The organism is Pedobacter sp. UYP1, assembly GCF_040547305.1.
Classification (GTDB): domain Bacteria; phylum Bacteroidota; class Bacteroidia; order Sphingobacteriales; family Sphingobacteriaceae; genus Pedobacter.
In genome coordinates this window covers 97,508-117,520 of the sequence record NZ_JBEPPL010000012.1, presented here as the reverse complement: position 1 = coordinate 117,520, position 20,013 = coordinate 97,508, and the positions used below count along the sequence as shown (strand labels likewise).

At 40.8% G+C, this 20,013-nt stretch carries 8 protein-coding genes; 6 read left to right on the top strand and 2 right to left on the bottom strand.

Annotated elements, in window-relative coordinates:
* Nucleotides 1–36: 36 nt before the first annotated feature.
* Nucleotides 37–501 carry a DinB family protein gene (locus ABIB30_RS20310; protein ID WP_354304870.1) on the bottom strand — a complete coding sequence of 155 codons (465 nt, stop codon included), beginning with the start codon at nt 499–501 and terminating at the stop codon, nt 37–39.
* A 734-nt stretch (nt 502–1,235) separates the two neighbouring features.
* Between ABIB30_RS20310 and ABIB30_RS20305 the strand changes: the two genes are divergently transcribed.
* From ABIB30_RS20305 to ABIB30_RS20285, 5 genes are all read left to right on the top strand, one after another.
* Nucleotides 1,236–1,742, top strand: coding sequence for a DUF4402 domain-containing protein (locus ABIB30_RS20305; RefSeq protein WP_111633354.1), 507 nt, complete (start codon nt 1,236–1,238; stop codon nt 1,740–1,742).
* An 81-nt stretch (nt 1,743–1,823) separates the two neighbouring features.
* Nucleotides 1,824–2,687 (top strand): fimbrial biogenesis chaperone, encoded by an 864-nt coding sequence (locus ABIB30_RS20300; RefSeq protein WP_354304869.1) that lies wholly within the window; start codon nt 1,824–1,826, stop codon nt 2,685–2,687.
* A gap of 52 nt (nt 2,688–2,739) precedes the next feature.
* On the top strand, nt 2,740–13,278 hold the full coding sequence (locus tag ABIB30_RS20295) for an NIDO-like domain-containing protein (RefSeq protein WP_354304868.1): 10,539 nt from the start codon (nt 2,740–2,742) through the stop codon (nt 13,276–13,278).
* Complete coding sequence (locus ABIB30_RS20290) at nt 13,275–13,823, top strand: DUF4402 domain-containing protein (RefSeq protein WP_354304867.1); 549 nt, start codon at nt 13,275–13,277, stop codon at nt 13,821–13,823. The genes ABIB30_RS20295 and ABIB30_RS20290 overlap by 4 nt, the downstream gene beginning before the upstream one ends.
* A 13-nt stretch (nt 13,824–13,836) precedes the next feature.
* Nucleotides 13,837–16,425, top strand: coding sequence for a hypothetical protein (locus tag ABIB30_RS20285; RefSeq protein ID WP_354304866.1), 2,589 nt, complete (start codon nt 13,837–13,839; stop codon nt 16,423–16,425).
* Here ABIB30_RS20285 and porV read toward each other — a convergent pair.
* On the bottom strand, nt 16,412–17,581 hold the full coding sequence (porV, locus tag ABIB30_RS20280; RefSeq protein WP_354304865.1) for a type IX secretion system outer membrane channel protein PorV: 1,170 nt from the start codon (nt 17,579–17,581) through the stop codon (nt 16,412–16,414). The two genes, ABIB30_RS20285 and porV, sit on opposite strands and share 14 nt — an antisense overlap.
* Before the next feature lie 250 nt (nt 17,582–17,831).
* Here porV and ABIB30_RS20275 point away from each other — a divergent pair, with 250 nt between their 5' ends.
* A complete protein-coding gene (locus ABIB30_RS20275) occupies nt 17,832–19,925 on the top strand; it encodes a PAS domain-containing protein (RefSeq protein WP_354304864.1) in 2,094 nt (697 codons plus the stop codon).
* Nucleotides 19,926–20,013 lie beyond the last annotated feature (88 nt).

Here is a 20,013-nt window from a genome sequence, read left to right as displayed (position 1 = left end):
AAATTGTATCGACATTATTTAATCCTTATATGTAATTTATACCAACAATATAGTTAATACTGATATAATATTTGCCTCTCTTTCAACAACACCTGATAAAAGATCAAAAAAGGTACCTTTCAATCCGGGGTCGTCTTCCGAGTAATTGAATAGATCTTCATTGTCTAATTCAAGAATTTCAGTCCTCAAAATGGAGCTGATTTTTTTCCATTCAAAGTTGAAAGAGTCTAAGCTGGGATATCTGATATTAAACTGGATGCCTTTGCCAAATCGGAAAAGTACATCAGTATTTTGAACCTCATTTATCCCTAATAAGTTTGCAATTTCAAATCTTAATTGAACTTGACTACCTATCAACCATGGAATCTTCTTAGCGTTTTTTCCTAAAAGACTAAAATTAACTAATTCGACTCCATCTATTATTTTGGAAAGAAGTATTGTATGTAAATCGTACTTATAAATGAGTGTATGTAAACGGATGTCGGTATTAGCATTAGCCATATTTGCGCGGAAGAATAGTTGTAATTTTCATCTGAGAATGAAGTCTTTATTATGAAAATATTATAACAGTCGACAAGCAATGTAAACTATATATATAACATAAAGCCGAAAAGGTGTATTAATGTTACCTCTTGACAAGGTATTGTAAATTATAAATTAACATAAACCAATTAATAGTTAATATTAAGATCAGGCTTAAAAAGCTATTATGATAATAAATTTCGTCGTCAATATTAAGCCTTTAGTAAGTTTTGTTTTTCTTTTAAGACGTTTCCTTCAGAATTAAGATATACATAATGCGATTTCAATATCACTAGAAGAAACTTTAATTATTTAATTATAAAAATACAGCTTCTAACTTATCACCATGGATAAAAAAATAAATCTAAAAAAAAATATAATAAGAAAAATATTATGTACATTTACATTATTAAACTCTAAAAAAGCATAAATCAATATTAAAACCTGTAAATCAAGTTGGTTTTATCGTTCTTTACAGTACAATATTCTCTTTTAGATAAATACCTTTTTAAGTATCTTATCAAAAGATTGAAACAGCAAGACAACCCTTTATGAGGTTGCTACATCTATTTTCTCCTATCCTTCTTTAAAGGTATTTCATTTTTGAATGCCCTCTTCAGTTCCTGCTCTTTTTATGTACTTGTCTTTATTGGCAAACAATAAGCATACAATCATTTTTTACCGTATACACATACGATTAAATCACCCTCATCATGAAAAAATTAATCATCTCCATGGGCATTGCCCTTTCTATTGTAGCTTTTACTACTGCAACATTCGCACAAGCTACTGCTACTGCAAATGCTTCAGCAACCATTGTTACCCCGATCAGTATCACGAAAAACACGGATATGAATTTTGGTAATGTTGCAACAAATGGAACTGTTGGTACAGTTATCCTCACTCCAGCCGGCACGCGCACTTCAACAGGTGGCGTAACATTACCGGCAACGGCAGGTACGGTAACCGCTGCTTCTTTTGCTGTTGCAGGATCTGGTTCTTATACCTATGCCATTACACTTCCTACCTCTGTAGTGATAGCAAGCGGTGCGAACGTGATGACCGTTAATACTTTTACCAGCACACCTGCAACTACAGGAACCCTGACTACAGGTGCACAAACGCTCACCATAGGTGCCACCTTAAATTTAATAGCCGCACAGGTTGCAGGAACGTATACGTCTGCTACCCCATTTTCTGTCACTGTAAATTACAATTAACACACCAATAATGCTATAATCAGGTTAGTTATATACTAACCTGGTTACTGCTATAGAATTTATAATATCACCCTATTTACTATGAAAAGCATGCGAATTGGACCACTTGAAATAAAATGGCAGCTCATTTTTATTTTAGCCTCTTCAGGATTCCTGATCTGCGCACAGGAAGCAAACGCACAGGGAAATCTAATTATTATACCCCGAAGAGTGGTTTTTGATGGCACAAAAAGGACACAAGATCTCAATTTAGCGAATACAGGTACAGATACTGCTAAGTATCTGATTTCTGTTATTCAGTACCGGATGCTGGAAGATGGCAATTTTCAGGAAATCACTAAACCTGACACCGCTCAGAATTTTGCAGATAAAAATTTACGTTTCTTTCCCAGAAGCGTGGTACTTGCACCCAATGAGGCACAAACGATAAAAGTTCAGCTGATCAACACCAGTGATTTGCAGCCTGGTGAATACCGGTCCCACTTATACTTCAGGGGTGTACCAAATGAAAAACCCCTTATAGACAAGGTAAATGAAAAATCTGGAAATGCCATCTCTGTACGGTTAATTCCGACATTCGGCATTGCAATTCCTGTAATCATCCGCCGGGGTACTTCAACCAGCAAAGTTGCATTTTCTGCCACGTTTATAGAAAACACCTCACAGGGAGCCAATCAGTTAAAATTAACCTTTACGCGAACGGGCAATATGTCTGTGTATGGAGATATCACAGTAAATTATATTTCAGCTCAAGGTAAAATAACCCAGGTTGGTTTGGCAAGGGGTTTTGCTATTTACACACCTAATACCAATCGGTATTTCACTCTTGCCCTGGATAAAAACACCAATGCAGATTACCACAAAGGTAAATTACAAATCATATATACAACTTCTCCAGAGGAGAAGTTTATCAAAATAGCAGAAACAGAATTGATCTTACTTTAACAGCAGATGATCATCTATGGGTTAAGAAATGACAGTATAAGCGTTAAAAACCATGAAAAGAAAAGCCAAATCTGTTACACTTTATCGAAGTATCCTGACAGGTTTTCTGCTTATTTTCATAAGTACCCAGGTAAGTGCGCAAACCCTGACAAATTATAACTTTACAACGGCAACTGGTACTTTTACGCCTATAACCAGCCCTGTCAATACAACTGGATGGACAGGGAATACCGATGATGGCATTTCCGGACTGATTCCTATCGGGTTCGATTTTTGGTATATGGGTGTCCGTTATAATACTATATCCACCAGTACAAATGGCTGGTTCTCCTTTGGCACAATTCTAACAGACAATCTATATGCTAATAATTTAACTTCCGGAGGTGCACCTCGCCCCGTGATAGCCACTTTATGGGATGACCTTGACGTTGTTGCCACTACAAATGTAACCTATCAAACTACAGGTACCGTGGGCAACCGGGTATTTACGCTTCAATTCCTGAGCACAAAGTGGAGCTATCAGGCTACAGGGGCCGTAATTTCTTTTCAGACAAATCTTTATGAAAGCACAGGGAAAATTGAATATGTATATAGGCCAGAAGCCATTGCAGTCTATTCTTCATCTGCATCTATTGGCATTACGGCTACAGCAATTGGATCTGGAACGTTTTTATCCGTAAACAATGCTGGAACTGGCATAAGTTCTACAGTTGAAGCCAGCGTGACTACTAAGCCTGTGTCAGGTAAAAAATATGGGTTCACGCCTCCGGTACCAATTGCCCCTGGCAGCTTGTCCTTTACAAGCATAAGTAACACAGCAATGACATTAAATTGGACAGATTTATCTGCTAATGAAGTTGGATTTGCTATTTACCGTTCACCTGATGCAATCAACTATTCTTTTGTAAATCAAACAGCAGCAGGCGCTACTTCTTCCGTGCAATCTGGATTAACGATAGGTACCACATATTATTGGAAAGTATATGCTGTTACTGAAGGTGGGTTGAGCACGGCTCTCAGCGCCAGCCAGGCAACACTCTGTAATGGGCCTGTAATTTCCCAAATCCCTCAAAACAACTTAGTTGCTAACTATATTTTTGCAGGGAATGCAAATGATGTTACAGGCAATAATAACGGTACGTTTCAGGGAGGTACTCCTGCACAAACCACTGATCGTTTTAACATTACAAATGGCACTTATCTATTTAATGGAACGAGTAATTACATTTCGGCAGCCATTGCGTATGTAAATCCGCCTTCAGTGAGTGTTTCCGCATGGTTTAAAACTACAACTACCATTGGAGGTGCGCTACTCGGTTTTTCAAGCGTACTAACTGGTGGTGGCGGCAGCCGTGACAGGTTTATTTATATGACTAGTACAGGCGTTCTGTACTTTGGTGTTGCACCTGGTTCAACAAAAAAGTACATCAGTACAACAACTGCTTATAATGATGGAAACTGGCATCTGGCTACGGGCACCGTTGGGGCAAGTGGTCTAAAACTATATGTTGACGGTAATTTGGTCATCAGTGATGCAACGGTTACCAGCGGCGAGAGTTATAACGGTTATTGGCGAATAGGATACAGTGATTTATCTACCTGGCCAAACGAGCCGGCAAGTTATTATTTCCCCGGAGCATTGGATGATGTAATCATCTATAATAGAGAGTTAACCGCTGCGGAAGTTACCATTTTGTATAATTCCCCTGATGGGGCTGGAAGCAACTCACCTGTATGTGCCGGAGGCTCACTTAATCTTACGGCAACAACAATAGCTGGCGCTGCTTATTCCTGGACGGGGCCTAATGGTTTTACTTCTGCTCTGCAAAATCCAGTTGTCAGCTACTCGGCTGCTGCTGCTGGTATTTATACTGTACAAGTAACCGCTGCGGGTTGCATCACCCCTGCTATTGCTTATGTAAATGTCACCTCAACTACTGCTGCAGGTCAATGGACAGGTAATGTAAGTACAGATTGGGGCAATGCTGCTAACTGGTGTAATGGTGTGCTCCCCACTTCTGCTACAGATGTTACGATTACTTCAACAGCCACAAGGATGCCTACTATAACCACCAGTGTAAATTGCAGGAACCTTACCCTGAATACCGGCAGTTCATTAACACTCGGCAGCGCAGGAACTTTAAACATTGCTGGAACCCTTACCAATAACGGAACTTTTACAAACACGGGTACTGTCAATTTTAACGGCACCAGTGGTCAACAAACTTTTTCAGGAGTACCTTCTTTTTTTAATTTAACACTGAACAACAGTGCGGGTCTTCTTTTACCCGCAGCTATGACACTTACTGGGACCCTAACTCTTTCTGCTGGCACACTCGTTGCGAATAACTTCAATATTGTCATAGCTGGTAACTGGACAAATAATGTTTCAACAACTGCTTTTACAGCAGGAACAGCTACAGTAACTTTCAATGGCTCAACAGCTCAAGCCATTGGCGGCTCTTTTGCTACCTCATTTAATAATTTCACGGTCGCAGGCACTGCCAACACCGTTACTTTAAATACAAATGCCATTGTCGGTGGGAACCTCTCCGTATCCAGCGGGATATTTGACCTCAGCACCTTTACTGCCAACCGCGCCACTGCAGGTGGAACACTTACAGTAGCCAATAACGCAACGCTGAAAATAGGCGGAACCAATACTTACCCAACCAATTATACGACCAATACATTGGTCGTAGCAAGTACGGTAGAATATTCGGGCACCAACCAAACGGTGCTGAACCAATTATATGGAAACCTTACCCTAAGCAGTTCAAGTGGTGCCGCTGTAAAAACTTTACCTGCAACAGCATTAACCGTAGTGGGTAACCTGAGCAGCAATTTAGCTGCAGGCACTTCAGTGTCGTATACTGCCGCTGCAAATATAACCGTCAACGGAAATGTATCCATAGGCGCTTCTACTACATTTAATGGAGGTAGTTTTGCACATAGTACAGGCAGCAACTGGGTCAACAGTGGAACATTCAATGGCAACACCGGCACTGTCACTTTTACGGGTTCTGGCAGCACAGTAAGCGGACCAGGGACTCAAAATTTCAATAACCTAACCATAGCTGCTTCATTGATCAGCTTTTCTGCCAACAGCATTAGTTTAACAGGAAACCTGGCTACAACCGGCTCTGGTTCATTCACTCAGTTATCTGGTGGAACAGTATCCATGTCCGGTACTGGTACCACCATCAGCGGCACTGGAATTTCACCGGACAACCTCAGCATTGGTGGAACGGTAAGCACTTCTTCAACTTTAGTCATTACAGGTAATCTATCTGTAACTAATAGCTTTACTTCAAGCGCAGCTACTTTTACCATGACTGGGACATCAAAAACAATATCCGGAGCAGGAACCATAAGCTTCAGCATCCTCTCTGTTCCTGGTTCTGTGACTACGAATGCCAATTTTTCTATTTCCTCCAGCCTCGCAGTTAACGGAAGTCTGTCTGCAACGACAGGAACTGCAACTTTTACTGGTACATCTAGTTTGAGTGGAATCGCTAACCTTTTCAATACCACTATTAATGGAACCTCTTTGAAGTTATCTGCCAACTCCAATCTGGGTATAGCCGGGGTATTGACCATAACTGCTGGCCTCTTAGACGTCACTACATCGGCTCCCAATACCGTTAATTTTAATGGCAGCGGTGCGCAAAACATCAATGCCATCACCTATAATAACCTTACCCTTTCTAATGGAAATAGTAAAACTGCACTAGCGGGCTTAACTATAAATAACAATCTGACTATCGGAACCGGGACTACATTTATACCTGGTAGTTTTACACATTCCATTTATGGCAATTGGAATAATTCGGGCACTTTTACAGCAGGAACCAGCACGATACAATTTCTTGGAAATCTAACTTCTAATATTACAGGTGTTACAACTTTCAATATGCTTACCGTCAATAATTCAACTGCAATAACAGCGGTAGTTTTGCAAAGTAATGTATCTGCAGCAACTGTAAATATGACGCTGGGTACCCTGCTTACAGGCACAAATACATTGACCATTGCCACCACCAGGACTGGCAATGGAATTATTTTAGGCAACATTCAACGAAACCATGCTTTTAGTACCGGAGTGTCCTATGCTTTTGAAAGTCCAAACAATCTGGTCACTTTTTCAGGGCCTTCAGGTATAAACAGTGTAACTGTATCTGTTGTGGTTGGTCCTGTGAGTGATTTCCCTTTTGGAGGTTCGATTAGCAGGTTCTACACCATTGCCATTCCTTCTGGCACATATGCCAGTGCAACCCTTCGCCTGCATTATCAAGATGCCGAGTTAAACGGCAGCAACGAGGCAACTATGGGACTATGGAATTACAATGGGTCTGCCTGGGCTGCTATTGGTAAAACAGCAAATGATGCAACCGCTAATTATGTAGAACAAAGTGGATTAACCAGCATTACCAACCGCTGGACCCTTTCAGACAATTCAAACGTAGTACAATGGAACGGCAGCGTAAGTACAGACTGGAATACAGCCGCTAACTGGACAACAGTCCAGGGTTCTGCATCAAGACCTCCGGCTGCTACAGATATTGTAAATTTAGGAACTATGGCCTTTACCAATCAGCCAACCATCAGCAGTACGGTAAATGTTAAGAATATAAATTTTGGAAGCGCACAGGCCGTGACTCTTACCACGGCCAGTGGTGGTTCGCTAACTTCAGGAGATATCTATGGAACCTGGAGCAGCAATGTAACCCATACTATCAATGCAAATAATCAATCCATTACTGTTAATGGTAACCTAACCCTGAGCGATGGAACGAGCGGCCATGCCATCAATCTAAACATTGGTACAGGAACTGTAACCGTTGGAGGCTCAATAACGCAATCTGGCAATGCAAACGTTGTTTTTAGCGGCGCAGGAAACCTAACTATTGCCCTGAACCATAATTACGTTAACGGAACATTTACGCCGGGTACCGGTACGGTTACTTACAGTGGTGTCACCAACCAGGTAATTGGCGCTGTTAGTTATAATAACTTAACGATCAACAAAACGGCTGCTATAGCGACGATCAATAACACACTTAGTATTGGTGGTAACCTATTGGTAACTGCTGGAGAACTGGATAATATTTCCACCACAACTGTTATGGGAAATATCACCATTTCTGCCGGTGCAACCTTAAAAAACACCACTGCACTTCAGGTTGGCGGGAACTGGGCCAATAATGGTACTTATATCGATGTAGCAGCAAGTGTTCTTTTTAATGGTTCTGGGACGCAAACGATTTCGGCTACTACATTCAACAACCTTACTTTCAACAAACCTATAGGTTCCATCGCTATACTATCTGGAAATATCGTGTTAACTGGTGATCTGAACGGTATCTCCGGCACACTGAATATCGGATCATTTAACTGCAACAGGAATGTAACTGGAGGAACTGCTACATTGGGCAATTCATCTACCCTCATTGTTAGTGCAAGTAATCCCCCTGCTAACTATGCCAACTATGTAGTATCTAATTCCAGTACGGTTATTCTTGATGGGACTTCTGCGCAAACCTTACTATTTCCTCCTACCACTTTCGGTAATGTTATATTAAGAAATGCAGGACTTAAAACATTAGCCACTCCCCTGCTCGCAAACGGAGATCTGACCATCGAAAGCGGAGCTACGCTGGATGGTAGTTCCAATACCATAACACTGGGTGGAAACTGGACCAACAATGGTACTTATACACCATCCACAAGTACCGTGATCTGTACCGGTGCTTCTAAAAATATAACAGGAAATACCATATTTAATAAGATGACTATTACAGGCAGTTATACCATTTTGAATAATGTTACTTTTAACGGACTGCTAAATATCACCAGCACGGGGTCTTTAAGTGGCGGTTCAACTATTACCACTACTGTAAATGGCGATTTAACAAACAGCGGTACGCTATATACTCTTGGAACTTCTACCTTTACCGGGAATATATTGCAAACCATCAGTTTAATCAATGCGGTAACAACGGTTGCCATTACTGTCAATTTCAATGGTACGGTTTCACCGGTTCTTAATTCTACCTCCGTTCCTCAATTTGGTTTTTTGAATATCAACAATACTGCTGGTATAAATCCGAGTGTAGGATGGACCGTATTGTATGCGCTAACGGTAGGAAGCGGCGCTTCATTTAATGGTGGAATCTCTACCCATAATATATTGGGTGCAGTAACCAATAATGGAACCATGACCAGCTCAGGTACTTTAAATTTCAGTCCTACTTCAACAGCTACGGTAAATCTCGGAACTACTTTTTCCAGTACGGGTACTGTTGTTTTTGGAGGCGTGGGTGCAATGACCCTGGCAGGTAGTCCGGCCTCCTTTCGTAATCTGGTAATTTCTAATACCAATGCAGCAGGGATTACACCTTCCTCGGCATGGACCATCACCAATAATTTCTCTATAAATAGCGGGTCCATTCTAAATGCAGGTAGTTATACCCATTCTGTGGCGGGCAATATATCAAATGGTGGCACCCTGAATGGAAACACTTCTACCTTTATCCTAAATGGTACCACCTCACAAGATATGAATAGCATTTCCCCTTTTAATAATCTAACGGTTAATAATACCGATGGTGTGGTTACTTTATCTTCAAACGTGGGCGTGAATGGAGTATTGAATTTTATTGCCGGAAAAATCCAGACAGGCGGCAATATACTTACCCAATCTTCTACAGGCAGTATTACAGGTGCAGCCCAAATTACAGGCTGGGTAAATGGCAAGTTACAGAAAAATGTAGCTACCGGGGCAACTGCAAAGACTTTCGAGATTGGTGATGTAGCAAATTACACCCCGCTTTCCCTTACTTTTGTAAGCGTTACCACTACCGGAGATCTTATCGCATCAACCACCATAGGCGATCATCCCAATATCAGCAGTTCCACCATCAATGCCACTAAAAGTGTAAACCGGTTTTGGACATTAACAAATAGTGGGATCGTATTGACTAATTATGGTGTAACCTTCAATTTCTTAGGTGCTGATGTTGATGCAGGGGCTATAACAAGCGCTTTTATTATAGGAAATTATAGCGCAGGATCCTGGATTTATCCCCCAGTTGGCACCCTCACTTCTACCAGTTCCACAGCAACGGGGGTTACCGTATTCGGTGATTTTCAAATCGGAGATATGAATATTTACACTAAAACCTGGACTGGAGGTGCGGGCACAAACAATTGGGGAGATGCAGCGAACTGGAATGTAGTCGGAGTACCTGCTGCAACTGATAATGTAGAACTGACAGGGGCCTTCACTATCAATATTAATGTAGCAGCAGTAACAAAGAATTTATTATTGAACAATGCAGGACTTACACTAACAGTACTTGCCGGAAACACGCTTAACGTATCTGGAAACCTCACCCTCACTTCAGCCACCTTGAATACAGCAGCAGCATTTCCAACTGTATCCGGAATAGTAGACCTTTCTGGAGGCACCGTTGGATTTACTGGCAGCGGCACCCAAACCATCCCTGTTTATAATTACAATAACTTGATGAGCAGTTCAACTGGCAACCGGACACTTGCCAATAGTGGTACTATAGGTATTTCCGGTTCATTTACCCCGGGGACAAATGCCTATACCATTTTGGGCAGTACCATTGACTTCAATGGCAGTGGAACACAAATTGTTCCCGCCTTTAATTATAATAACCTCATTCTGGATAACGCAGGAGTAAAAACCTTCGGCGCTGGCACATCTGGAATTGCAGGAACCTTAATTACTGCCGGGAGCGCAACAACGGATGCCATCACAAATTCTTCTACCATCAGTTATAATGGATCAGCCAATCAAACTGTTACTTCAATTCCTTATTATAACCTGGATGCTTCAAGTTCTGGTGGAATAGTGACATTACTTAGTCTAACAATAGGCAATAATCTTAGCGTTACCGCCGGGACAATGAGTATTGGTACAAATACAACAGGGCAAAAAATTATAGTCAACAATAATATTACCATAGCTAACGGGGCTTCTTTTAATGTAGCCAGTATTTCCAATGCTACACACCAGCTTACCGTAGGTGGTAATATCACAAACAATGGAACACTGAACCTGAGGACAGGTGCAAGTAATTTATGTAATACCATCTTTAATCAAAATGGGGTACAAAGCATCGCCGGATCTGGTTCCACAACGAGTTTCAACAACATTACGACCAATATGGGGACAGCTAACACCAACCATCTGGATGTTACCGCAACTAATTTCTCCGCACCTAACGGATTTCTGACACTCCTGAATGGATCTTTTAACCTTAATAACCCGGCTCTGAGCATTATGCCATTTACAGCAGATATCCCTACTGGCAATTTTTTAATTCCTGCTACAGCAGGTTTATGGGTAAATGCGGGAACTGTAAACTCTCCTAATATGAATTGGACAGTGGCAGGCCTGGCAAAAGTTACCGGTGGCACACTGAACATGGGCAATACAGCAGACAACTTGGTTATTCCTCAAAGTAGTGCGAATTTGATGGTTACTTCAGGAAGCCTGAACCTGGCCTCAGCTATCAGTAATCCCGGCTCACTATGGGCATTGACTATACAAGGAGGAACAATGACCGTAAATACCCAGGGCAGCACAACGCCGGGTATTGCCCCATTCAATATGGATGCCGTGGGCGGCGCGCTCAATATGTCGGGCGGAACAATTGTGATCCAGAATGCCGGCGGAAGTGCAGGACAGAATCTGGGATACAACAATCTTTCTGCTTCAGGTACCGGTTTTACCGGGGGCACCCTACAGCTGGGAAATGCCTCCACTGCTGCTGCACAAACCATGCAGGTTAATTCTACTAATCCTGTTTACAATCTGACCATCAACAGCTCTAATGTAGCTGCGCTGCTACAATCCACAAATTTAACGGTCAGCAATAACGTGTCTGTTACGGCAGGATCCTTTAATATCAACAACAAAATCCTGGCCATTGGCGGAGGTATCAGCAATAGCGGAACATTTACGGTAAGTAGTGGAACCATCCTCATGAATGGTACAGCAGCACAGACTATTCCCGCATCGGCCTTCGCGGCAAATCTAATCAAGAACCTTACCATTAATAATAACGCCGGGGTAACCTTAGCCGGCACTTTAAACCTGACCGATATCCTTCTGGCCACTGGCGGCACGCTTAATGCCGGGGGCTATCTCACACTTCTTTCCACTGCAACACAAACTGCGCTGATTGATGGCAGTGGGGCTGGAAACATCCTGGGCAATGTGACTATGCAGCGCTATCTTACCGCAGGTTATGGATATAAATATTTTAGTTCTCCTTTCCAGGGTGCTACGGTTAGCAATTTCGCCAGTACGGTAGATCTTAATGCTACTTTCCCTAATTTCTACAATTATATTGAAAACAAACCCACCACCGGCTTTACAACATATACTACAACCACAAATCTATTATACCCTATGCAGGGCTATGCTGCAGATTTTGGGTCTTCTATGGCGCAAAAAACAGTGAGTATAACCGGAGTAGTGAGTAATGGAGTGGTTTCATCTACTTTGTACAACCACAATCAAACCTATACTCAAGGTTTTAACCTGGTGGGCAACCCCTATCCATCGCCTATTAATTGGGATGCTTCCAGCGGGTGGACCAGAACAAATATCGACAATGCCATTTATTACTTTGATTCCAGTACCACAAGCCAGTACACAGGTGCTTACAGTACTTATATCAATGGGGTTTCCAGTGATGGCATTGCAGTAAATACTATCGCTTCCATGCAGGGATTTTTTATCCATGTAAGTGATGGGGCGTATCCTGTAACCGGTACGCTAGCAATTAACAACAATGCACGGGTGAACAATTTATCGCCGATTTTCCATAAATCCACCTTCTTTTCGGCGCCCGACAAGCCAGTTTTGTTAAGATTAAGCGCGAATTTTTCTGACAACACTTCATCTTCTGACCCAATAGTTGTCTATTTTAACAATAGAGCAACCCAAGTTTTTGATAAAGAATTTGATGCCATAAAACTCATGAATATCAATGAACTTCTGCCCAGCTTATACTCTTTAACAGCAGACTCAAAGAAACTGGTCATCAATGCCTTACCAGAAGTAAACACACTTACCATTATATCTTTAGGCATACAAACCGATAAAGATGGCACAGTGACGTTTAATTTAAGGGATCTGGAGCAATGGCCTTCTAATCTGCATTTATACTTAGTCGATTCGGAAAAAGGAATAAGCCAGGACTTGCAGCAAAACCCGATCTACACAGCTAGTTTAAAGAAAGGTCCTAACGAAAACCGTTTTTCATTGCGTTGTGTTCCACTAAACCCAACAGGTCAAACAGATAACAAAGATGATATCTATAAGATATATGGCTCAGGTGGAATTTTATTTGTAAAAATTAAGCTGGTTAACGAGCAAAAAGGAACTTTAACGATCAGCAATATAATCGGCCAGGTCATTTCCAGCAGAGCGATTGGCGGGAATGGCGATTATGAACTTGATGGCATGGCTGCTAATGTCCTTTACATTGTCAGTTTCAGAACGGCAACAGGTATCCATTCACAAAAAATATTAATGACAGGAAGATGAAAGCAGATATCAATCATAAGCTAAATGTGAGATGGATCAAAGGACTTTTGATGTTACCTTTCCTTTTTATAAGCTATCAGGGTTTTGCCCAGCGTAAAATTTCCGCCTTGGGGCCTGAAAACCCGCCTCGGCCGATCACTATATATGTTAACCCTGCACAAGGGTTAAGTTTCGGTGCTTTTTACCAGGGCAGTTCGGGTGGCACCGTAATTATCTACCCGAACGGATCAAGATCAACAACCGGCAGTGTGATCCAGACCAGTCAGGGTGTTTCTTTTTCACCGGCCATCTTTGAAGTAGACGCAGAACCCGGTACTGTGGTTACCATTAGTAACGGACCAGATGTTACCCTGACAGGCAGTACCGGAGGTACCGTGAGCCTGCATATTGGAGGTTCTGATTTGGGCAGTCCATTCACTACCACCGCAGTATCACCTGCCCGTACACAAATTAGGATAGGTGGCACATTAACCCTGACTAGCCCGCTTGCCAGTCCTCCAGGTAATTATAGCGGAACCTTTAGTGTGACATTCATACAGCCTTAACCCGATATTCAACATGGAAAAGCCACATCGCCCTCTTAGAATTTCGGGTCTTTTTATTATCCTGGCTTTTTTTTTCTTCTGTAATAGCGGTAGGGCCCAATCCACTACCAAATACGATGAAGTTTCTGTTTTTTTAAATGTACAACGCATTGGGGGGACAGAAATACCGGCCTTGATCAGTGATCAAACCATCTATTTACCGGTTGCCGATATCTTTGATTTTTTACATGTCAAAAATACTCTTTCTGCAAAAATGGACTCCATAAGTGGTTCGATGATCAATCCACAGGCAAAGTTTATCATAGACAAAACCCGTATCCTGTATCTGGACAAGGTTTATCAACTGCAACCAGGTGATCTGGTCCGCACAACAACTAACCTCTATTTACGATCTGATTATTTCGGTAAGGTCTTCGGTCTGGAGTGCAGTTTCAATTTTCGCAGTCTTTCTGTGGTACTGAGTACAGAAATTGAGCTACCCATCATGATTGAAATGCGTCAGGCACAAATGCGGACCAATGCAAATCAGCTTCGCGGAACAGCTAAAGCCGATACCATTGTTAACCGTACTTACCCTCTCTTTCATTTTGGTACAGCCGATTATGCTGTTGTTACCTCGACAGGCAACCAAAGAGGCCCGTCAGATGTGCGTCTAAACCTCGGACTTGGAGGAGTAATTGCAGGAGGAGAAACGAACATTATATTTAATTATCACAATTTGGAACCGCTCTCCTGGCGCCAGCAATATTATTTATGGCGATTGGTAAACAATGACAATACCGTTGTGAAACAGATTTCGGCGGGAAAAATACAGGGACAATCTATTGCGTCCATTTATGCGCCAGTAGTTGGCATACAAGTCACGAACACCCCAACAGCCTATAGACGGTCCTTTGGAACTTACACCTTAAGTAACCATACCGAACCCAACTGGACAGTGGAGCTTTATGTGAACGGTGTACTCATCAACTATGTTAAAGCAGATGCTGCGGGATTCTATACCTTCAATGTACCGCTTACTTATGGAAATTCTTTGGTTAAGCTCCGCTTTTATGGACCATATGGTGAAGAGCGTGTCAGTGAACAAAATATAGCCATTCCATTTAATTTTTTGCCAAAGGGCGAATTTGAATATACAGCCTCGGCCGGTATTGTAGAAGATAGTTTACATAGCCGGTTTTCCCGTTTCAGTGGTAATTACGGTTTAAACAAAAACATCAGTATTGGTGGTGGAACAGAATACCTCTCTTCGATAGGTTCCGGTACCACCATTCCTTTTATAAATACTTCTGTACGCGTATTGCCCAATTTGCTTTTTTCTGCAGAATACGATCATAATGTTCGTTCAAAAGCACTTTTAAGCTACAATTTATCCTCCGGACTCCAGATTGAACTGAACTACACTTGGTATAAAAAAGAGCAAACTGCCATTAATAATACTTTTTTGGAAGACCGAAAAGTCACGGTTTCTTTTCCCATCAGGGGTAGCAAGATTTCCGCCTATACCAGGATATTGTTAGAGCAGTTTATCTTACCAAATACCAAATACACCAATGTTGAATGGCTCGTTTCTTCTTCATTTGGCAGTTACAGTACCAGCATAAATACATATGCCTTGTTTATGGATCAAAATAATCCCTATGTATATAGTCTTTTTTCAATTTCTATGAGGGCGTTAAAGAGTATTTTGGTCACCCAGCAGTTACAATATGAATATGGGGCGGGTAAGATTATTGGCATCAAAACCGAATTGGAAAAAAGGGTATTTAGAAACGGGTATTTGAATGTGTCTTATGAGCAAAATTTCAGTAGCAACATCCGCAACATGGAACTAGGCATCAGGTACGACTTTTCTTTTGCCCAAACGCGTGCTACTTTACGAAAAAGTAATGAGGTCTTAACCTATCTTCAGTCTGCCAACGGGAGTTTAATACACGACAGCAAATCTAACTATACATCATTTAACAACCATACCAGTGTTGGCCGGGGTGCAGTTATCCTGGCTCCATATCTGGATATGAATGGTAATGGCCGGCGCGATGCGGACGAGCCCAAAGTTTTAGGTTTAAGGATCCATGTAAATGGTGGACGCGTTGAACAAAGTGTAAAAGATTCTACTATCCGCATTACGGATTTGGAAGCCTATACCAACTATGTAATTGAACTGGATTCTACCAGTTTTGATATTGTGGCCTGGCATCTGCATAGGAAAAATTACAGCGTTATTATTGATCCCAATTCTGTAAAAAGAATAGAAGTACCAGTACTGGTATTAGGCCAGGTATCCGGACAGGTAATTTTTAAAAATAAGGAAGAAGAAAAAGGCATAGGACGTATCCTTATTAATTTGTATAACGATAAAGCTAAACTAGTTGCACATACCGTTTCTGAAGCGGATGGTTATTTCACCTATATGGGGTTAATGCCTGGCAATTATTCAGCCAGTATAGATGCCGCCCAATTGAATAAATTAGAATTGGTCTCTTCTCCTCTTGCATTACCGTTCTCTATTATCCGGAATATGGAAGGCGCCCTTGTTGAAGGCCTGACATTTGTGATTAAGCCAAAACCGGAAAATAGTGTTCCACCTATAAAAAATTAAAGAGCAGTGAAAACCGGAGTGTATTGGCAAGCGGACTATTCGGGACACCTGCAATCAGATAAGCCAGATCTATATTAAATTCCTGATATTTAAAGCCTGTACCTACTGTAAAATAACGACGGTTACCTTTTTTCGGGCTTTCATAGAAATATCCGGACCTGAGCGCAAACTTTTTATCGTACATATATTCCAATCCAGTTGCAATACTAACTTCTTGAACTTCTTCTTTAAAACCTCCTGGTGCATCATTGAAGGATCCAAAAATACCTGCCGGAACAGATTTATCCGGATCTCGTCCCTTTAAAATCTCACCATTTGTACCGTAGATCGGCTGGGTGGGTACTAATAATTTATTAAGGTCTAATGCAATAGTAAACTGGTTTAGATCGTTCAGTATAAATGTAGAAGCGCCGCCAATCTTTAAGTTTGTGGGAAGGAAATATTTAGGCCCTGTATCTTCATAGCTCATTTTAGTTCCTATATTGGATATGTATATGCCAAGGGCCAGGATAGCATCTTTACCTAGAAAAACTGTAGATTTCTTAAAATAAGCAGATACATCAGCAGCTATTGCATGAGCCGGTTTGGTATTCTGTCCAGAGGCAAATAGATTAGAATACAAGTTTGACCGGATGTACCTTACCGCAGTACCTAAGGAGAAGTTATCGCCAAACTTCCTGGCAAAAGTTCCGTCAACAGCAAATTCATTCGGACTGTAAGTACCCAGGTCCTGCTTATTGAGATCAAAAAGCTGAACCTGGCTAACTGAGAAGTATCTTAGAGAAGCCCCAATCGTATTTTTATCGCCCACCTTATAATATCCGCTAAGATAAGCCAGGTTAATACCCGAAACTACGTGCCTTAGCCATGGACTATATGAAACAGAAAATCCATAAGGTTGATCTAAGAAAGCTACTTTTGAAGGATTTATGCTCATTGTATTTCCGTCAGGAAGCACAGCAACTCCTGCTTCACCCATTGCCCCTGCCCTGGCATCTGGGGTAATCAGTAAAAAAGGTACAGCGATAATGATGTTGTTGGTTTCACTGCCGTTTGCTTGAGTACCCGGCTGCACCAATTGCGCCAATAGGTCAGAGCAAATTCCTGTCAAGGCAAAAAAGCCAAGAACAGCTATTGAAAAAAATCTTAGGTTCATGGCTTTTTATTTTACAGAATATCAGTAATTTACAAAAAAAATACCGCTTTCCAGTTGAACATTACATAAATATTTTCGTTATTCAATTATTGACATAAAAGGTTTAGAAATAAACATAATTTTATGCAAAAAAAGGATAAAAACCATTCTTTCTGATGTATAAACTTTAATTTTTTGTGTATATTCAAATAGAATTTAAATAAACAAAATTCTACAACCTTATATATTTTACTTTTATATCCCGACAAAAATGCGGAACGATTTAAACAGTAAACTCCTGATTGAAAACAGCTTTCAGCACCTCCTATTTAATGACTATCCAGATCCTGTTTTTACATTGGATCTGGAAGGGAATTTTCTTAGCGCAAATAAAGCACTGATCGATTTAGCAGGATGTACAAAAGAAGAACTTTTCAATTTGACATTCGCGCCTTTTATTGTTCCGGATGATTTAGAAATAACTTTATGTTATTTCCAAAAAGCCATCATGGGGGAAATACAAAACTTCGATACCCACATCATCAGCACAAAGGGGACACCTGGAAATTTCAATATTACTAATCTTCCGATTGTCATAAATAATGAGGTCATTGGTGTTCATGTAATCGCAAAAGACATAACTACGCACTTAGAAAATAAAAAGCAGTTAGAAGTTTCTAACAATAGAATATCGAGTATACTTGAAAGCATTACAGATTGTTTTTTTGCTTTAAATAAAGATTGGACAGTTACCTACTGGAATAAAGAGGTGGAACACCTATTAAAGATGCCACGCAAAGATATTATTGGAAAAAACTTATGGGAGGTTTATCAAAATACGATTCCTCTTAAATTCTATTCGGAATATCACCGAGCAGTTGCTGATCGTGTTTCGGTCCGTTTTGATGAATATTTCCCATCTTTTAACATTTGGATTGAAGTATCCGCATTCCCTTCTGAAGAAGGGCTGTCGGTTTACTTCAAAGACATTACAGAACGAAAAAAATCAGAACAACAGCTTAAACTTGAAAAGGAAAAATACCGTGATCTATTCAATTTCAGTCCCATCCCACAGTGGGTATATGATCTTGAAAATCTGCGTTTTTTAGATGTGAATAATGCAGCGGTTAAACATTATCTTTATACAAAGGAAGAGTTCCTCCAAATGACCATCAGAGACATCAGACCTACTGAAGATGTCAGCAGCTTGGAGGCCGTCGTGGATCATGACATTAAACCAGGAATTTTTCACCAAAGTATGGTCCGTCACCTTAAAAAGAACGGAACAGTTATGGATGTGTGTGTGGAGGGAAATTCTATACTTTTCGACGGAAAAAATGCCAGGTTAGTCTTGGCAATCGACTACACAGAAAAAATAACCTCCGAACGGGCACTAGCAGCAAGCGAACGAAGGTTTAAAGCTCTGGTGCAGGACGGCTCAGATTTAATAGCGATTCTTGATCTAGCAGGGAATTATCAATATGTAAGCCCTACTTCAAAATCCATCTTGGGTACAGATGCTGATTATTATATAGGAAAAAATGCGTTTGATTTTATTCATATAGATGACCAAGAAAATGTTCGTCAGCATTTTAATCTCTTGAAAGAGCAAAAACAAATTAAAATCCCTCCTTATAGATTTAAAATAGAGAATAAAAACTATCATTGGATAGAAACTATAGTTACCAATATGATGGACGATCCAACTGTTGCAGGCATTGTAGCAAACTCAAGAGATGTCACGCAACGAATAGAAAGTGAAATCAAAACAGAAGAAAGCATTGAACGTTTTAATATACTCTCAAAAGCTACAAATGAAGCCATCTGGGATTGGGACATACGAACTGGCAGTATGATTTGGAACCGTGGAATAAAAGGAATCTTTGGATATAATCAAAACTCATATAACCGTGATTGGTGGCACAACCGGGTCCATCCTGAAGATGTAAGGAGGATTGTTGTTAAAATTCAATCGCTAATTAAATGTAAAAAATCGAGGTTAAAAGTTGAATATCGTTTTCGCTCCGCTAATGGAGATTATAAGTATGTTCTTGACCGGTCATTCCTAATGTTTGATAAAACCGGGGCTCCTTTAAAAATGATTGGCTCTATGCAGGATATTACTGATAGCGTACACTATATAGAAGCGATAGAAAAGCAGAACCAACAGCTACGCGAAATTGCTTTCACACAATCACACCATGTAAGAGCTCCATTGGCTCGCATTATAGGGTTGTCAAAACTTCTCACCGATAGTGATGAAAGAGAAGAAATAAAAAAAGAGTACTTGCAGTATCTGGTCAGTTCAGCTGAGGAATTGGACGTGGTAATCAAGGATATTGTAAAAAAAACAGAAATAATTTAAAAAAAAACATGAAAATCAACGATATACTAATTGATTTGAATCCGGATGTTTTCGCTACGAACGCTTATTGGTAAACTATAACCAGTCC